17 protein-coding genes and 1 pseudogene are annotated in these 14937 nt (G+C 74.3%); 10 read left to right on the top strand and 8 right to left on the bottom strand.

What is annotated here, in order from left to right:
• Nucleotide 1: 1 nt before the first annotated feature.
• Genes QMQ26_RS35560 through QMQ26_RS35545 form a run of 4 tightly spaced genes read left to right on the top strand, consistent with a single transcriptional unit; the run spans nucleotide 2 to nucleotide 4217 of the window.
• Nucleotides 2–922, top strand: coding sequence for an amidohydrolase family protein (locus QMQ26_RS35560; protein WP_282204202.1), 921 nt, complete (start codon nucleotides 2–4; stop codon nucleotides 920–922).
• A gap of 4 nt (nucleotides 923–926) precedes the next feature.
• Nucleotides 927–2240, top strand: a complete 1314-nt coding sequence (gene ligA, locus QMQ26_RS35555) for a protocatechuate 4,5-dioxygenase subunit alpha (protein WP_282204201.1) — start codon at nucleotides 927–929, stop codon at nucleotides 2238–2240.
• A 1-nt stretch (nucleotide 2241) separates the two neighbouring features.
• Entirely contained in the window at nucleotides 2242–3219 is a 978-nt protein-coding gene (locus tag QMQ26_RS35550) for a Gfo/Idh/MocA family oxidoreductase (RefSeq protein ID WP_282204200.1), read from the top strand.
• A complete protein-coding gene (locus QMQ26_RS35545) occupies nucleotides 3216–4217 on the top strand; it encodes an aldo/keto reductase (protein ID WP_282204199.1) in 1002 nt (333 codons plus the stop codon). Before QMQ26_RS35550 ends, QMQ26_RS35545 begins: the two co-directional genes overlap by 4 nt.
• A 27-nt stretch (nucleotides 4218–4244) precedes the next feature.
• Here QMQ26_RS35545 and QMQ26_RS35540 read toward each other — a convergent pair whose 3' ends face one another.
• Nucleotides 4245–5147, bottom strand: coding sequence for a DUF4097 family beta strand repeat-containing protein (locus tag QMQ26_RS35540; RefSeq protein WP_282204198.1), 903 nt, complete (start codon nucleotides 5145–5147; stop codon nucleotides 4245–4247).
• Nucleotides 5148–5296: 149 nt separating this feature from the next.
• On the opposite strand from QMQ26_RS35540, the gene QMQ26_RS35535 reads away from it, so the two are divergent.
• The 3 genes and pseudogenes from QMQ26_RS35535 to QMQ26_RS35525 all read left to right on the top strand — a co-directional run bounded on the left by QMQ26_RS35535 (nucleotide 5297) and on the right by QMQ26_RS35525 (nucleotide 6884).
• Nucleotides 5297–5614, top strand: coding sequence for a cupin domain-containing protein (locus tag QMQ26_RS35535; RefSeq protein WP_282204197.1), 318 nt, complete (start codon nucleotides 5297–5299; stop codon nucleotides 5612–5614).
• A 320-nt stretch (nucleotides 5615–5934) separates the two neighbouring features.
• A complete protein-coding gene (locus tag QMQ26_RS35530; RefSeq protein WP_282204196.1) occupies nucleotides 5935–6291 on the top strand; it encodes a hypothetical protein in 357 nt (118 codons plus the stop codon).
• Nucleotides 6292–6295: 4 nt separating this feature from the next.
• Nucleotides 6296–6884 (top strand): annotated as a pseudogene (locus QMQ26_RS35525) (IS5 family transposase).
• Between the two features lie 14 nt (nucleotides 6885–6898).
• Here the strand turns inward: QMQ26_RS35525 and QMQ26_RS35520 are convergent.
• Nucleotides 6899–7321, bottom strand: coding sequence for a DUF7674 family protein (locus tag QMQ26_RS35520; protein WP_282204195.1), 423 nt, complete (start codon nucleotides 7319–7321; stop codon nucleotides 6899–6901).
• Nucleotides 7322–7620: 299 nt separating this feature from the next.
• Nucleotides 7621–8838 (bottom strand): FAD-dependent monooxygenase, encoded by a 1218-nt coding sequence (locus tag QMQ26_RS35515; protein WP_282204194.1) that lies wholly within the window; start codon nucleotides 8836–8838, stop codon nucleotides 7621–7623.
• A 123-nt stretch (nucleotides 8839–8961) separates the two neighbouring features.
• On the opposite strand from QMQ26_RS35515, the gene QMQ26_RS35510 reads away from it, so the two are divergent.
• The gene (locus QMQ26_RS35510) at nucleotides 8962–9543 is read left to right on the top strand and encodes a TetR/AcrR family transcriptional regulator C-terminal ligand-binding domain-containing protein (protein WP_282204193.1); all 582 of its coding nucleotides are present in this window, start codon (nucleotides 8962–8964) and stop codon (nucleotides 9541–9543) included.
• A 71-nt stretch (nucleotides 9544–9614) separates the two neighbouring features.
• Here the strand turns inward: QMQ26_RS35510 and QMQ26_RS35505 are convergent, their stop codons facing one another.
• Nucleotides 9615–10355, bottom strand: a complete 741-nt coding sequence (locus QMQ26_RS35505) for a VC0807 family protein (protein ID WP_282204192.1) — start codon at nucleotides 10353–10355, stop codon at nucleotides 9615–9617.
• Nucleotides 10355–10984: a TetR/AcrR family transcriptional regulator gene (locus tag QMQ26_RS35500; RefSeq protein WP_282204191.1), complete on the bottom strand. Its 630-nt coding sequence runs from the start codon at nucleotides 10982–10984 to the stop codon at nucleotides 10355–10357. Before QMQ26_RS35500 ends, QMQ26_RS35505 begins: the two co-directional genes overlap by 1 nt.
• A gap of 224 nt (nucleotides 10985–11208) precedes the next feature.
• Here QMQ26_RS35500 and QMQ26_RS35495 point away from each other — a divergent pair, with 224 nt between their 5' ends.
• A complete protein-coding gene (locus QMQ26_RS35495) occupies nucleotides 11209–11847 on the top strand; it encodes a GNAT family N-acetyltransferase (protein WP_282204190.1) in 639 nt (212 codons plus the stop codon).
• Nucleotides 11848–11878: 31 nt separating this feature from the next.
• On the opposite strand, the gene QMQ26_RS35490 is transcribed toward QMQ26_RS35495, so the two are convergent.
• Together QMQ26_RS35490 and QMQ26_RS35485 are read right to left on the bottom strand one after the other, a co-directional pair.
• Nucleotides 11879–12289, bottom strand: coding sequence for an SRPBCC family protein (locus tag QMQ26_RS35490; RefSeq protein ID WP_100838756.1), 411 nt, complete (start codon nucleotides 12287–12289; stop codon nucleotides 11879–11881).
• A 125-nt stretch (nucleotides 12290–12414) separates the two neighbouring features.
• Nucleotides 12415–13194, bottom strand: a complete 780-nt coding sequence (locus QMQ26_RS35485) for an NAD(P)H-dependent oxidoreductase (RefSeq protein ID WP_282204189.1) — start codon at nucleotides 13192–13194, stop codon at nucleotides 12415–12417.
• Between the two features lie 161 nt (nucleotides 13195–13355).
• Here QMQ26_RS35485 and QMQ26_RS35480 point away from each other — a divergent pair, with 161 nt between their 5' ends.
• Complete coding sequence (locus tag QMQ26_RS35480) at nucleotides 13356–14204, top strand: helix-turn-helix transcriptional regulator (RefSeq protein WP_100838758.1); 849 nt, start codon at nucleotides 13356–13358, stop codon at nucleotides 14202–14204.
• Nucleotides 14205–14251: 47 nt separating this feature from the next.
• On the opposite strand, the gene QMQ26_RS35475 is transcribed toward QMQ26_RS35480, so the two are convergent.
• Nucleotides 14252–14833 (bottom strand): TetR/AcrR family transcriptional regulator, encoded by a 582-nt coding sequence (locus tag QMQ26_RS35475; RefSeq protein WP_100838759.1) that lies wholly within the window; start codon nucleotides 14831–14833, stop codon nucleotides 14252–14254.
• Nucleotides 14834–14937: the final 104 nt, after the last annotated feature.

The following is a 14937-nucleotide window of genomic DNA, read 5'->3' as shown; positions in this document are numbered from 1 at the left end:
CATGAAACAGCAGAAGACCCCGGGCTGGCTGGACTGGCATCCCTCCCCCGGCCGCCCCGAACTCGACCTCCCCGCGGGCGCGGTGGACGCGCACTGCCACGTGTTCGGCCCGGCCGCCGAGTTCCCGTACGCGCCCGAGCGCAAGTACACCCCGTGCGACGCCTCCGCCGAGCAGCTGTTCGCCCTCCGCGACCACCTGGGCTTCGCCCGCAACGTGATCGTCCAGGCGACCTGCCACGGCGGCGACAACCGCGCCCTGCTGGACGCACTGCGCCGGTCGGACGGCCGGGCGCGCGGCGTGGCGACGGTGCGGCCCGGCATCTCGGACGCGGAGCTGCGCGAGCTGCACGAGGCGGGGGTGCGCGGGGTGCGGTTCAACTTCGTCCGCCGCCTGGTGGACGTCACCCCGCGCGCGGACCTGTGGGACGTGGTGGCGCGGATCGCCCCGCTGGGCTGGCACGTGGTGCTGTACTTCGAGGCCGCCGACCTCGCCGGGCTGCGCGAGTTCTTCCTCTCCGTTCCGGTGCCGTTGGTGGTCGACCACCTGGGCCGCCCGGACGTCTCCAAGGACCCGGACGGGCCGGAGTTCGCCGAGTTCCTGTCCTTCCTGCGGGCCAGGGACGACATCTGGTGCAAGGTCAGCTGCCCGGAGCGGCTCTCGCTGACCGGCCCGCCCGCGCTGGACGGCGAGCGGGCCGCGTACCGGGACGTGGTGCCGTTCGCCCGCCGGGTGGTCGAGGAGTTCCCCGACCGGGTGCTGTGGGGCACCGACTGGCCGCACCCCAACCTGAAGGACCACATGCCGGACGACGGCCTGCTGGTCGACTTCCTGCCGCACGTCGCGCCCACCCCCGAACTGCGCCGGCGGCTCCTGGTGGACAACCCGAACCGCCTGTACTGGCCCGAGAACGAAGGGAGTTGACGGCATGGCACTGGACCGAAGCTACCGGCTCGTCCCCGGCACCACGATCTTCGACGCCGAGCAGTCCGCCCGCGGCTACCACCTCAACCAGTTCTGCATGTCGCTGATGACGGCCGAGAACCGGGCCGCGTACCTGGCCGACGAGCGCGGCTACCTGGACGCCTGGCCGCTGCGCGAGGAGCAGAGGCGGGCGCTGCTGGAGCGGGACCTGAACGCGGCGGTGCGCGAGGGCGGGAACATCTACTTCCTCGCCAAGTGGGGTGCCACGCTGGGGCTGTCGTTCCAGCAGATGGCGGGCTCGATGACCGGCATGACCGAGCGGGAGTACCGGGAGATGATGGTCTCCGGCGGCCGCTCGGCCACCGCCTCGGGCAGCCGGATCGACCACGCCGTGCTGGAGGCCGCGCACGCCGACCAGGCGCCGCCCGCCGAGCACGCCGCCGTCTCGGCCGCCGTGTTCACCTCGCACGTCCCGGCGATCGGCGCCGCGCTGGACCACGGCAGGACCGGGGAGCCGTACTGGCGGCCGGTGTTCGCCGGGTACGAGCACTCCCGGCGGTGGGCCGCCGCGCACGTCCCGGACGTGGTGGTGCTGGTCTACAACGACCACGCCAGCGCCTTCGACCTCTCGCTGATCCCGACCTTCGTGCTGGGCACCGGCGCCGCCTACCCGACCGCCGACGAGGGCTACGGCCCGCGCCCGGTGCCCGGCGTCGAGGGCGACCCGGAGCTGGCCGCGCACCTCGCGCACTGCCTGATCCAGGACGACTTCGACCTCACCCTGGCCAACGAGATGCCGGTCGACCACGGGCTGACCGTGCCGCTGTCGCTGATGTTCGGCGAGGTGGAGCGCTGGCCGTGCAGGGTGATCCCGCTGCACGTGAACGTGGTGCAGTACCCGGTGCCGTCGGGGGCCCGCTGCTTCGAGCTGGGCCGGGCGCTGCGCCGGGCGATCGAGTCGTACCCGCGCCCGCTGGACGTGCAGGTCTGGGGCACCGGCGGGATGAGCCACCAGCTCCAGGGCCCGCGCGCCGGGTTGATCAACCGGGAGTGGGACAACGCGTTCCTGGACCGGCTGGTCGCCGACCCGGCGGGCCTGGCCCGGGTGCCGCACCTGGAGTACGTGGAGGAGGCCGGCTCGGAGGGCATCGAGCTGGTGATGTGGCTGATCGCGCGCGGCGCGCTGAGCGACGTGGACGACGGCGGCGCCGTGGACGTCGAGCACCGCTTCTACCACGTGCCGGCGTCCAACACGGCCGTCGGCCACCTGATCCTGACCAACCGCCCGCAGGGCCCGACTCCCGCCGAGGAGAACTGAGATGACGAAGCAGCAGCCCCTGAGGATCGCCCTGGCGGGCGGCGGCGCGTTCGGCGCCAAGCACGCGGCGGCCCTGCGCCGGATCGAGGGCGTGGAGGTGGCCGCCGCGGTCTCCTCCTCGCTGGACAGCGCCCGGAAGTTCGCCGCCGAGCAGGGCATCGCCCGGGCGGCGGGCAGCCTGGCGGAGGTGCTGGCGATGGACGACGTGGACGCGGTGGTCCTGGCCACCCCGACGCCGCTGCACGCCGCCCAGACCCGGCAGTGCCTGGCGGCGGGCAAGCACGTGCAGGTGGAGATCCCGGTGGCGGCCTCGCTGCCGGACGCCGAGGCGTGCGCCGCGGCGGCCGAGCGCACCGGCCTGGTGGCGATGGCCGGGCACACCCGCCGCTTCAACCCCAGCCACCAGTGGGTGCGCCGCCGGGTCGCGGCGGGCGAGCTGACCATCCAGCAGCTGGACGTGCAGACCTACTTCTTCCGCCGCAGCAACCTCAACGCGATGGGACAGCAGCGCAGTTGGACCGACCACCTGCTGTGGCACCACGCCGCGCACACCGTCGACCTGTTCGCGTACCAGACCGGTTCGCCGATCGTCCGGGCCAACGCGCTCCAGGGCCCGCTCCACCCGGAGCTGGGCATCGCGATGGACATGTCGATCCAGTTGCAGGCGGCGAGCGGCGCGATCTGCACCCTCTCGCTCTCCTTCAACAACGACGGCCCGCTGGGCACCTTCTTCCGCTACATCGGCGACACCGGCACCTACCTGGCTCGCTACGATGACCTGATGACCGGAGAAGAGGAACCGATCGACGTCAGCGGCATCGACGTCTCGCTGGACGGCATCGAACTGCAGGACCGCGAGTTCGTCGCGGCGATCCGCGAGGGCCGCGAGCCGAACGCCTCGCTCGCCCAGGTGCTGTCCTGCTACCGCACCCTGGCCGACCTGGAACGGCAGCTCGCCGCCGCCCCGGTGCCCGCATGAGCAAGCTCCGTCGCATCGGGCCGTTCGAGGTCCCGGCCGTCGGCCTCGGCTGCATGAACCTCAGCCACGCCTACGGCACCCCGCCCTCCCCCGAGGACGCCGCGAAGCTGCTGCTGTCCGCGCTGGACGCGGGCGTCACCCTGTTCGACACGGCCGCGCTGTACGGCTTCGGCGCCAACGAGGAGCTGGTCGGCCGGGTGCTGGGCCCGCACCGCGAGCGGATCGTGCTGGCCTCCAAGTGCGGCATGACCGGCGTGGACGGGCGGCGGGTCATCGACGGCCGCCCGGAGACGATCCGGCGCACCGTCGAGGAGTCGCTGGCCCGGCTGCGCACCGACGTGATCGACCTGTACTACCTGCACCGGCTCGACCCGGCCGTCCCGGTCGAGGAGAGCGTCGGCGCGCTGGGCGAGCTGGTCGCGGCGGGCAAGGTCCGCGCGATCGGCCTGTCCGAGGTGTCGGCGGCCACCCTGCGCCGGGCGCACGCGGTGCACCCGGTGGCGGCGCTGCAGAACGAGTACAGCCTGTGGACCCGCAACCCGGAGCGCGGCACCCTGGCCGCCACCCGCGAACTGGGCGTCGCCCTGGTCGCGTTCAGCCCGGTCGGCCGCGGCTTCCTGACCGACGAGCCGCCCCGGACGGCCGACCTGCCGCCCGGCGACATCCGGCTCGGCATGCCGCGCTTCACCGACGCCCACTACCCGGCCAACCTGGCCCTGCGGGCCGAGCTGTCCGCCCTGGCGGCGGCCGCGGGCCTGACGGTGGCCCAGCTGGCCCTGGCCTGGGTGCTCTCCCGGGGCGAGCACGTCCTGGCCATCCCGGGCACCCGCTCGGTGCCCCACCTGCGCGAGGACGTCGCCACCCTCGACCTGGACGTCCCCGCCGAGCTGCTGGCGGCGGCCGGCCGGGTGCTGTCCGACCGGACGGTGCACGGCGCGCGCTACGCGGCGGCGACCCTGCCGGAGATCGACACCGAGCGCTGCGGCACGGCGGGCTGACCCGGCGTCGGCCCGCGCCACTCCGCGTCACCCGGCCTCGGCGGGCAGCACGGCCACCGAGGCCGAGGTGGTGCGCAGCCGTACCCGGTGGTCGGCGCCCGGCTGCTCGGGCAGCGCGATCCGGACGTCGGCGGAGGCCGCGTCCGACTCGAAGGCGTACCCGTCGTCGGGGTGGTCGGCCGGCAGCCGCAGGGCCACCGAGGCGGACGTCGACTCCAGGGTCAGGTCGCCGGGCGGGGCGGCGAAGCCGAGGTCGGCGCTGCCGGAGCGGACCGACACCGTCGCGTGCTCCGGGCGCAGGCCGACGGCGGTGCAGCGGATCGAGGCCAGCGACAGCGCGAGGTCGCCGCGCAGCCCGGACAGTGCGATCTCCCCGGACTCCTGGCGGACCGTCAGTGCGGTGTCCTCCGGGACGGTGAGCCGCAGCACCCCGCCGCACCGCGCGAGCGGCCCGCCGTCCGCGGCGGCGCACCGCACGGGCACGGCGCCGTCGCTCCCGACCGGCCCGAACCCGACCCGGCCGAGTGCCTCGGAGCCCTCGGGCAGGTACGCGGCGGTGGCGGCGGAGTCGCGGGAGCCGACGATCTCGACCCGGCCCGACACCCCGTCCAGCAGCAGCGCGTGCGGACTCCCCGGCAGCGCCTGCGCCCCGTCCCCGTCCACCGGCCCGACGACCGGCGCGGGCATCGACCCGTGCACCGGCCCGCGCCCCTCCCGGCCGGCCAGGGCCACCGCGCAGGCCCCCACCAGGACCAGCACGGCCGCCGCCGCGCCGAACCGCCACGCGCGGCGGCGCCCGCTCGGCGGAGCGGCGGTCGGCGGCACGGTGGCCGGCGGCGCGCCCGGCTTCGGCGGGGCAACCGGATGGGGCGGGGCCACCGGGTGCGGCGGCACGGACGGCTCCGGGTTCGGCGGTGCGGTCTCGTTCATGCCAGGCCGTGTGCCCACTCCGGGCCGGATGCATTCTTTGCCGAACGGTCGACCAACCGCCGCTCCCGGTCGGGTAGTTTCCGGGTCATCCCCTTGATGTCGAGACACGGGCCCGTCCGGACGGGCGGGTCCGTCAGGAGGCGTGCGCCGTGAACCCGGTCACCTTGGCGGTCAACCTGACGGAGACGGCGGCCGGTCTCCCGGAAGCCTGGAGCTCCCTCCCCCTGGGCCTGGTGGGACCGGCCTGCGTGAAGGTCCTGCGGATGGACGGAACACCGCTGCCCGAGGAGAGCCACCGCACCGCCGAGGCACTCCTCGTCCTCGACGGCCGACTGGAACTCCTCCTGGAGGGCACCCCACTGCCGGTGCGGGCGGGCGAGCTGTACGTGGTCCCGGCCAGGACCGCGCACGCGGTCGGCCCGGGCAGCCGGGGCACCCTGGTGATCGTGGAACTCCCGGAGGAGTGACGACCCACCGGGCCGCCCCGGGCGCCGGGGGTTCCGTCAGGGATTCCTGGCGCCGGTGCCGGGTGTGCGGGCGGCGGTTGCGGCCGGTCAGGAAGGCTGCGCTCCCGGCGGCGAGCAGCACCGGCCCGATAGCGCCGACCGAGAGGTCCGCGCCCGTCCCGACGAGGTCGGACGTCGCGGCCCGGCCCACCGGGCCGGCCGGCTGCCCGGTCGGCGCGTCGCCGGAGGTCGCGGGGTCGGCGATCGACGTGTCGACCGGGTCGCCCTGGTCGGCGTCGGGGGCGACGGCAGAGGCCGCTGCACTAGAGCCTGTCTGACAAATGGTCACCGAGCAGGGCTGTGGTGCTCGGGTCAATTGTCTTGCCGTTCCCGCACTGGCCAGCGATTCTGGGCTGGTGCCAGGACAGGGGAAGAGAAAGCGGCGGCAAGAGACCGAGAGGCAGCGGCTTGCTGCTCGCACTGCGCCGGACGCGGGGCGGTGGGAAGTGATCTTCGAAACGCGGGACGAGGCGGAGTTTCGCGCACACCTGCACCGTCTTCGGGAGGCGCGAATCGACGGGTCGATGCTCCAGATCGACACGCTGTGCGGCCGTCTGGTGCAGCCGACCGCCTATCGGCTGAGCCAGTTCCTGACGGACCCCGCGTGCGAGGCCGACCACGAGCACTCCGATCATTGATCTTGTGGCTGGTCGAGGCGAGTTGACGGACGCGGCATGGGAGCGGATAGAACCCCTGCTGCCGCAGGTGGACGGGCGTGGCCGTCCGTGGCGTGATCACCACCAGGTGGTCAACGGCGTACTGTGGCGGCTGCGGACCGGGGCCCCGTGGCGCGATCTCCCCGAGCGGTATGGGCCGTGGCAGACCGTCTACGAGCGGTTCGCCCGCTGAAAGGCGGACGGCACGTGGGCGAAGCTGCGGAAGCAGGTCCAGGTCCGTGACGACGCGGTGGGCCGGGTGGACTGGGCCGTCTCCGTCGACTCGACCATCAACCGGGCCCACCAGCATGCCGCCGGCGCGCGCAAAAGGGGACGCAGATGGGGACAAACTGGAAGATCCGGGCCGCTCGCAGACGCGCCAAGCCCTCCGCGGCAGCCGAGGGGGCCGGCCCGCCGGCTTCGACAAGGAGATGTACAAGCGCCGGAACGAGGTCGAGCGCACGATCAACCGGCTCAAGCACTCCCGGGCCGTGGCGACAAGGTACGACAAGCGCGCTTCCGTCTTCCACGGCACCGTCACGGTCGCATCGATACGCCTGTGGCTCCGCTCGTGACCAGCCGACAGGCTTCAGCGCATCCAGCCAGGGGTTTCGACCCCTGTGAAGGCATTCCAGGCCCGGCAGTAATCACGGGACTGGGGGCCTACGACCGCCCAGACAGAGTCGAGGTCGAACCCCTCGTCCCAGGCGTTCAACAGCGCCTCGAAGAATCCTGTGGTGATGGCGTTCCCGTCCTCGTCACTGCCCTTCACCAGGATCTCCTCCAAGAGCTGGAACAACCGATGGGTCTGCTCCGCGGTGAACTCGGCCGCGTGCTCGGCAAAGACGCGCCCGAGGGTGCTCAGCCGCACCGTCAACGGCGGAACGTCGTCCCCGCCCTCCGCGATGGTTTCCCCTGCGGGACCTCGCCAGTACTCAACCTCGACACAGTCAGCATCCACCAGAATGCCGCTGACGCCTACCAGCTCTTCCCACCATGACGGGGTCGCCACCCGTGACCTCCCTACGCCTGTACTCAGTCAGGGCTTACTATCCCCCACGGCCCGAACCAGGCTGCTGGCAGGACCTCATCGCTCGGCCACGATCCGCCGGACAGGACCTCGTGGTGGGCGTGACGGTCGGAGCCCCTCCAGCGGCTCGCGACCGCCCACCTGCCGGCGCGCTGGAGCAGCACGAGCCCAGTTCCGTCGAGGAGTTGACGCTCACGGACGCGGACGTGCGCGTGAGCCTGAGCGACCCACCGGCCTCGCCATCCGCCGTCCCGCCGCTGCCGCGACCGGGGCCCGCCCCCCTACGCCGCCTCGGTCGCCTCGGTCGCGCTGCGGCCGTGCTCGGTGCCCGCCATCGCCCGCCGTACCAGCGGACGGAGCGGACGCGACTGGAGTGCCCGCATCGCCAGCGCGTTGGCCCGGATGCCCAGGGCCGTGGCGGGTGCCATGGAGGCGACCCGGCCGGGCGGCAGTTGCTGGGCCGAGGTGACTCGTGGGCGCATCGCCCGCTCGTAGGCGGCCAGCGCGGCGGGCAGCCGACCGGGGTCGGCCGGGACGTCGGCCGACTTCAGCGCGGTGGCCAGTTCGGCGGCGCCGCGCAGCGCCAGCGCGGTGCCGAGGCCGCTGAGCGGGCTCGCGCACCAGGCGCTGTCGCCGAGCAGCACCACCCGGCCGTTGCGCCAACTCGGCATCCGTACCTGGTCGAAGGTGTCCAGCGCGAAGTCCTCGGCCTGCCGTGCGGCGGCCAGGAACTCCCCCGCGCGCCACCCGACGTCGGCGAAGGTGCGCTCCAGCAGGGCGAACCTGGCTTCGCGGTCCTGTCGGGGCGGCAGGGAGTCGGCGGCGAAGGTCAGCCCGACCTCCTGCTCGCCCGCCCGGCCCGGCCGGGCCTGCACGCTGCGGCGGCCGGGCTCGTTGTAGATCAGGAACCAGCCGTCCAGCCGCGGCGTCCCGGGCCGCTCGGGGAGGGTGAACCAGGCGTGTGCCAGCCCGAGCGGCTTGCGGTAGCGCTCCTCCGGGCCGAACCGCAGGGCGCGGACCCGGGAGTGCGCGCCGTCGGCGCCGACCACCAGGTCGAACTCCTCCGTCGTTCCGCTGCGGAACCGCGCGCGTATGCCGCCGGGGGTGTCCTCCAGCGCCTCGACGGTCTCGCCGAACCGGTGCGTGACGCCCGGGCCGGTCGCCCGGTGGATGATCCGGGCCAGGTCGGTCCGGAGCAGTTCCTCCTCGGAGACGTAGCCGCGACCGTCGAAGGCGGTGACCGGCATCTCGGCCAGCCGCCGCTCCCGCGCGTCGATCCAGGCCGCCCCGGCCTGCGGCACCAGGCACTCCAGCGCGGCCGGGAGCAGCCCGAGTCCGTCCAGTACCTCGCGGCAGTCGCCGCGCAGGTCGACGGTCTGCCCGCCGGTCCGCGGCGCCGGGGCGATCTCGGCGACGGTGACCGCCCAGCCGTCCCGCTCCAGCATCAGCGCGAGCGTGTCCCCCGCGATCCCGCCGCCCACCACCAGGACTCGTGCCATGACGCCCTCCCCTTCACCGTTCACGGTTGACCTCGACCACACTGACGCGAATCTTTCGCATTTAGCCTGGCATGCCTGTCCCACTAACGCAACAAATTCGCGCTAAGGCGCTAAACTGGTGTAGTGACGCAAGCAACGGGGACGTCCCGGCCCGGCGGCCGGACCGCCCGCACCAGAGAGGCCGTGCACGCCGCCACCCGCGAACTGCTGGCCGAATCCGCCGACGGCACGGTGGAGCTCGCCGAGGTGGCGGCGCGTTCCGGCGTGCACGTGGCCACCCTCTACCGCCGCTGGCGGACCGCCGACGGCCTGATCATCGACACCGTCGTGGAGGAGCTGGGCCGCCGCTCGCCCCTGCCCGCCACCGGCGACCTGCGGGCCGACCTGCTCGGCTGGACCAGCCGCCTGCTCGCCGAACTGGGCGAGCCCGGCCACCTGGCCTTCTTCCGCGCCATGCTGCGGGCCGGCGACCAGGGCGAGCACGGCCTCGACTTCGTCGAACCCCGAATCCGCCAGCTCCAGGCCACCCTGGACGCCGCCGGCGCCACCGTGCTGACCTGGGGCGATGTCTTCGAACTGATCCTCGCCCCGGCCTACGTCCGCGCCCTGCTCGCCTCCCCGATGGACCCCGCGACCGACGCCCCCCGCCTGGTCGACAACATCATCGCGATCCGGACCGCCCGGGAGCGGGCACGGCTGGACTGACGGCCGGACCGGAGCAGCGGCCCGCGCCGCCCCGGTCCGGCCGTCGGTCCAGCCGCGTCGGCGCGGGCCGGTCAGACCTCCAGGCCGTGCCGCTTGATGTACCAGAAGTGGAAGGCGAACAGCGTGCCCAGCACGGCCAGCCACTGCAGGGTGTTCACCAGCGGGACGGCACCGATCGGCAGGGTCAGCGCGAACGCCACCCGCACCAGCGCGTCCAGCGCGAAACCGCAGCCCCAGACCAGGGTCAGCAGGCGCAGGTCGCGGCGGAAGACCGGGTCGTGCTCCCACTGCCCGGCCCAGGCGTCCGCGCCGACCGGGCCGATCTTCGCGGCGACCACCGTCCGGGCCGCGCCCAGCATGAACGGGCGGCGGGTCAGCAGGCTGCCCAGCACCCACAGGCCGATCACGCCGAACACCCAGCTGTCGCGCACCAGCAGCACCCGCGGGCTGCCGGTGACGGCCGACAGCAGCGCCCCCACCGCGATCAGCACCAGCGCGAACACCGGCATCGGGTCCAGGCGCCGGTTCCGGACCAGGCCGTAGAGCACCCACGGCAGGGCCGCCAGGCCGCTCAGCGTGATCGCCAGCCACTGCCCGGCGCCCAGGCCGAGCAGCACGTAGTAGGCGGCCAGCGGCACCCCCAGCTCGAACAGGACGGAGCGCAGCAACTGCCGCTTCCCGCGCGCCGCCCGCTCCTTCGGCGTCGCCCCGTCGCCCGCGTACGCCGCCCAGTCGACCCGGCCGTCCGCGCCGCGCGGCAGCTCCGTCCGGCCCGCCCCGGCGGCTTCCGCCCGTACCTGCTGTCCGTCCATCATTCTTCCCCCAGTCTCCGATGCGTCTCCAGGCAGACCTCCGCCGGGCGGACCGCCCGGTCGAACAGGTCGGCCAACTCCCTTGCGCCGGCGGCCACGTCGAGCTCCGGCTCGCGCAGCACCCGTACCAGCACCGCGTCGATCGCGCCCCGGACGGCCGTCACCAGCACCCGGGCATCGAACGGGCCGTACTCGCCGTCCGCCTGCGCCCTGCGGACCTGCTGCTCCTGGAAGTCCATGACGGCCCGTCGGCTCGCGGCGAACTCGCCCGCCGCGTCGTCCCCCTGGCCGTTCAGGATCTCCACCAGCGCCGCCAGCTCGCGCGGGTGCGCGGCCACCAGCTCGATGTTGGACTCGATGAAGGCCCGCATCCGCCCGCGCGGGCCCACCGCCGCGTCGATCCGCGGCAGCATGTACGCCTCCGCGACCCGCAGCACCTCCGCCACCACCTCGCGCAGCAGGTCGTCCTTGCCCTTGAAGTGGTACGAGATCAGCCCGGTGCTGCTCAGCCCGGCCTGCTTGGCGATCCGCGCGAACGACGCCTTGGCGTACCCGGCCTCCGCGATCACCTCGATGGCGGCCGCCACGATCTGCTGACGCCGCGCCGATTCGGTGAATGTGCGCCCCACCGGGCACCCCTCTCTGCTCGCCCGAGCCAGCTCTTGCTCGCCTGAGCAAGAAGGTAGCCCTGTCTGCTCGTCCGAGCAAGAGCCTGCGCACGCGAGCAGACGATCCGTCAGGAACCGCCCACCGGACGAACGGTGGCCCGGCCGTCCGCACCGTTCGGCCGTGCGCGCTCCCGGCGCGCTCCCGGTACCGCCCTCCCACCGCGGCTTGCGCCATGATCCGGTGCGTGTCTCCCCTCGTTCCCCCCGTCATCCCTCCGGGCAGCCTCAGCAGCTCCGCCCAGCCCACCCTGCCGATCGGCGGCGGCCTGCTGCTGCGGCCCTGGCTCGGCTCCGACGCGGCGGCCGTCGCCCGGGTCTTCCGCGATCCGGCGATCCGGCGCCGGCACCTGCGCGGCGCGGACTCCGCCGAGGAGGCGGGCGAGTGGATCGCCAAGTGGCAGCGCGGCTGGGCGGACGAGACCGCCGCCCACTGGGCCGTGGCCACCGTCGACGGCGACGCCGGCACCGATGCCAATGCCGACGCCGACGCCGACGCCGACGCCGACGGCGGTCGGCTGCTCGGGCGGGTCTCCCTCCAGTGCCTCGTCCTGTGCGGCGGACAGGCGGAGATCGCCTACTGGACCGCCCCCGAGGCCCGCGGCCGCGGCGTCTGCTCCCGGGCGGTGGACCGCGTCTCGGACTGGGCCCTGCACGAGGCGGGCTTCCATCGGATCGAACTCGGCCACTCCACGGCGAACCCCGCCTCCTGCCGGATCGCCGGGAAGACCGGCTACCTCCTGGAGGGCACCCGCCGCAGCGCCCTGCTGCACGCCGACGGCTGGCACGACATGCACCTGCACGCCCGCGTCCGGGAGGGGGACTGACCGATCAGGGCCTGCCGCCGGCCCCGGCCGGTCAGCGCAGCAGGGTGCGCAGGGTCCGGCGGAAGAGGATGCGGCCGCACCAGGCGGTCGGCCGGTCGAACAGGGCGGGCAGCGGGCCGACCCGCAGGTCCTCGCGCCAGCGGACGACGGCGCCGCCCCGGTGCGGGCGGACCTCGATCTCGGCCCAACCGGTCACCAGCGGGCCGCGCTTGACCAGGCGGCAGACGCCGGGCCGGTCGGCCCGCGGCGGCTCCCATCGGACGACGTCCATCACGTCGTCGAAGCCGAACCGACCCGCGCCGGTGCGGGCCACCACCGTCCGGCCGTCCCCGTGCACCGCGGTGAACGGCACCCCGGCCCCGTGCCGCGGCCAGTCGGTGACACGCCGCCAGGTCTCGTCGGCGGTCAGCGGGGTGGCCAGGACGATGCGGAACTCGGTCATCCGCCGATGCTATCCGCCGCACCCGCCCCCGCCGGGCCCCACGCCGACGGCCGGCCACCGACCGTCGCCCGTCGCCCGTCGACCACCGAGCACCGGCCACCGGCCACCGCCCGTCGACCACCCCCTCAGGGACGCACGTGCAGCCCGAAGCCCGTCCGGCCGACCGGCTCCAGCCCGTCCTTCAGGTGCAGCGAGGGGATCTCGTAGTCACCGGAGTTCTGCGGCCGGAAGGCGATCGGCTCGGTCGACCCCAGGGTGAGCAGCCGCTGTTCCCAGGCCGCGGCCACGGCCGGGTAGTCCTGCTCGGCGAGCCGGTCGCCGCCGTACACCACGAAGGGCGGCAGCACCTCCAGGCCCGGGTAGTAGAGGATGCCGTGGTGGATCGGGAACAGCAGGTCGTCGATGGGGCCGTTGATCCCGCGGGCGGCGTAGTGCGACTCCGGGCCGCCGACGGTGACCGACAGCAGGGCCCGGCGGCCCGCGAGGGTGCCCTCGCCGAAGCGCTCGCCGTACTTGGTGGCGCTGTGCTCGCCGACGCCGTACGCGAAGCGGTAGGTGAAGACCCGGTCGACCCAGCCCTTGAGGATGGCGGGCATGCCGTACCACCACAGCGGGAACTGGAACACGACGGTGTCGGCCCAGAGCAGCTTCTCCTGCTCGGCGCGGACGTCGGGGGTGAGCGCCCCGGCGTCGAAGGCGCGGCCCGAGTCCAGCGGGACCTTCAGCGGGTCGGACGCGTGGGGGCCGTAGTCGGCGGCGTCCACGGCCGCCTTCCAGCCCATCGCGTAGAGGTCGCTCACCCGGACCTCGTGCCCGGCGGCCCGCAGGACGGTCACCGCGTGGTCGGTCAGCGAGCCGTTGAGCGACTTGGGCTCCGGGTGGGCGTGGACGATCAGCGTCTTCATGGGGGTCCTCCGGTTCGGCGGTCCGCGGTCCGGTGGTCCGCGGTGCCTCCGATCCTGGCCGCCGCGGCGCGCCCCGTTCAGGGGCTCCGCTTCCGTAGGACCGGACTTCCTGGTACTCGCAGGACCACCCGGCCGGGGCGGTGCCGGGCGATACTGGGCCCATGGACGATCTCGCGGGTTTCCTGCGAACCAGGCGCTCCCGGGTCGACCCGGCGGCGGCCGGCATCCCCACCGACAGCCGACGGCGGGTGGCGGGGCTGCGGCGCGAGGAGGTCGCGCACCTGTCCGGGGTGAGCGTCGACTACTACGTGCGCCTGGAGCAGGGGCGGGCCACCCAGCCCTCCGAGCAGGTGCTGGACGCGCTGGCGCGGGTGCTGGGCCTGGACGCGACGGAGCAGGAGCACCTGCACCGGCTGGCCCGGCAGCCCCGGCGCCGGGCGAAGGCGCCGACCGGGCGTATCCGGCCGGAGCTGCTGCGCGTCCTCGGCATGGTCTCCGACGCGCCCGCGATCATCATGGACCACCGGATGGACGTCCTCGCCCGCAACCGCCTGGCCGGGCTGCTCTACGGCCGGCCCGCCGAGGGCCTGAACACCGCCCGGCACATCTTCCTGGAGGAGGGCGAGCGCGGCCTCTACGCGGAGTGGGAGAGCTGCACCCTCGACGTGGTCGGCCACCTGCGGCTGGCCGCCGGGAAGTACCCGGACGACCCCCGGCTGGCCTCCCTGATCGGCGAACTGTCGATGGGCAGCGAACGCTTCCGCCGCCTGTGGGCCCGCGCGGACGTGCGCGCCCGCACCCACGGCCGCAAGGCGTACCGCCATCCCCTGGTCGGGCTGCTCGAACTGCACCAGGAGAACTTCTCCCTGCCGGACGGCTCGGGCGTGGAGCTTCTGGTCCTCTCCGCCGCCCCCGGCAGCCCTTCCGAGGACGGCCTGCGCCTCCTCGCGGGCCTGGCCTCGGACACCGAAGGCTCCCGCGACCCGGCGGACGCCCGGACCGGCGAGTAACCGCCCCCGCGCTCCCGGTCCCCCGCTCGCCCCGGGCCTCCGGGACGTCAGGCGTGCGACGGCGCGGGGCGCATGCCTTCGAGCAGGGTGTCGAGGTAGCGGTGGGCGGTTTCGGCCTTGTCGGCGGGCGTGCCGCCGTGGACGTTCACGGCGTGGGCGATGCCGCACATGAGCGGGACCAGGTCGCGCGCGGCGAGGTCGGGGCGGACGGCTCCGGCGTCGCGGGCCCGGTCGAGCAGCGCGGTGCCGGCCGACGCGAGCGACTCCTTGAGTTCCGTGGTCCGCGGCAGGGCGTCGGCGGGGGCGGCGGCGACCGGGGGCAGCGCGGCGTCGGTGAGCTGCGCCTCGACGACGCGGGCCAGGAAGCTCCCCAGTGCCCGCCAGGGGTCGGTGTCGGCCAGGGCCTGCGCGCCGTGGCCGGCGAGGTCCTCGAGGCAGGGGGCGGCGACGGTCTCCAGCAGTGCCTCGGGGGTGGGGAAGTGCCGGTAGACGGTGGCGACCCCGAGACCGGCCCGGCGGGCGACGTCGTTGAGCTGCAACGGGGTGCCCTGATCGACCAGGTCGCGGGCGATCGCGACGATCCGCTCCCAGTTGCGGGCGGCGTCCTTGCGCAGCGGTGGGGTCGTCATAGGGCGTGTCCAGGTTGCTCGTCGTGGTGCGCGGGGTCGGTCCGGCGATCCTATCCGGACGGTCCCGGACGGTCCCGGACGGTCCCGGACGGAGTGCGGCCCTG

Origin of the sequence: Kitasatospora fiedleri (assembly GCF_948472415.1) — a bacterium.
Taxonomy (GTDB): Bacteria; Actinomycetota; Actinomycetes; order Streptomycetales; family Streptomycetaceae; genus Kitasatospora; species Kitasatospora fiedleri.
Note: the sequence above shows the minus strand (reverse complement) of the source record. Positions and strands in the feature narration are given on the sequence as shown.

Excerpts from the sequence above, each read along its gene's own strand:
- QMQ26_RS35560 (WP_282204202.1), top strand. The coding sequence starts at position 2 with ATGAAACAGCAGAAGACCCCGGGCTGGCTGGACTGGCATCCCTCCCCC.
- ligA (WP_282204201.1), top strand. The coding sequence starts at position 927 with ATGGCACTGGACCGAAGCTACCGGCTCGTCCCCGGCACCACGATCTTC.
- QMQ26_RS35550 (WP_282204200.1), top strand. The coding sequence starts at position 2,242 with ATGACGAAGCAGCAGCCCCTGAGGATCGCCCTGGCGGGCGGCGGCGCG.
- QMQ26_RS35545 (WP_282204199.1), top strand. The coding sequence starts at position 3,216 with ATGAGCAAGCTCCGTCGCATCGGGCCGTTCGAGGTCCCGGCCGTCGGC.
- QMQ26_RS35540 (WP_282204198.1), bottom strand. The coding sequence starts at position 5,147 with ATGAACGAGACCGCACCGCCGAACCCGGAGCCGTCCGTGCCGCCGCAC.
- QMQ26_RS35530 (WP_282204196.1), top strand. The coding sequence starts at position 5,935 with ATGGTCACCGAGCAGGGCTGTGGTGCTCGGGTCAATTGTCTTGCCGTT.
- QMQ26_RS35515 (WP_282204194.1), bottom strand. The coding sequence starts at position 8,838 with ATGGCACGAGTCCTGGTGGTGGGCGGCGGGATCGCGGGGGACACGCTC.
- QMQ26_RS35505 (WP_282204192.1), bottom strand. The coding sequence starts at position 10,355 with ATGGACGGACAGCAGGTACGGGCGGAAGCCGCCGGGGCGGGCCGGACG.
- QMQ26_RS35490 (WP_100838756.1), bottom strand. The coding sequence starts at position 12,289 with ATGACCGAGTTCCGCATCGTCCTGGCCACCCCGCTGACCGCCGACGAG.
- QMQ26_RS35485 (WP_282204189.1), bottom strand. The coding sequence starts at position 13,194 with ATGAAGACGCTGATCGTCCACGCCCACCCGGAGCCCAAGTCGCTCAAC.
- QMQ26_RS35480 (WP_100838758.1), top strand. The coding sequence starts at position 13,356 with ATGGACGATCTCGCGGGTTTCCTGCGAACCAGGCGCTCCCGGGTCGAC.
- QMQ26_RS35475 (WP_100838759.1), bottom strand. The coding sequence starts at position 14,833 with ATGACGACCCCACCGCTGCGCAAGGACGCCGCCCGCAACTGGGAGCGG.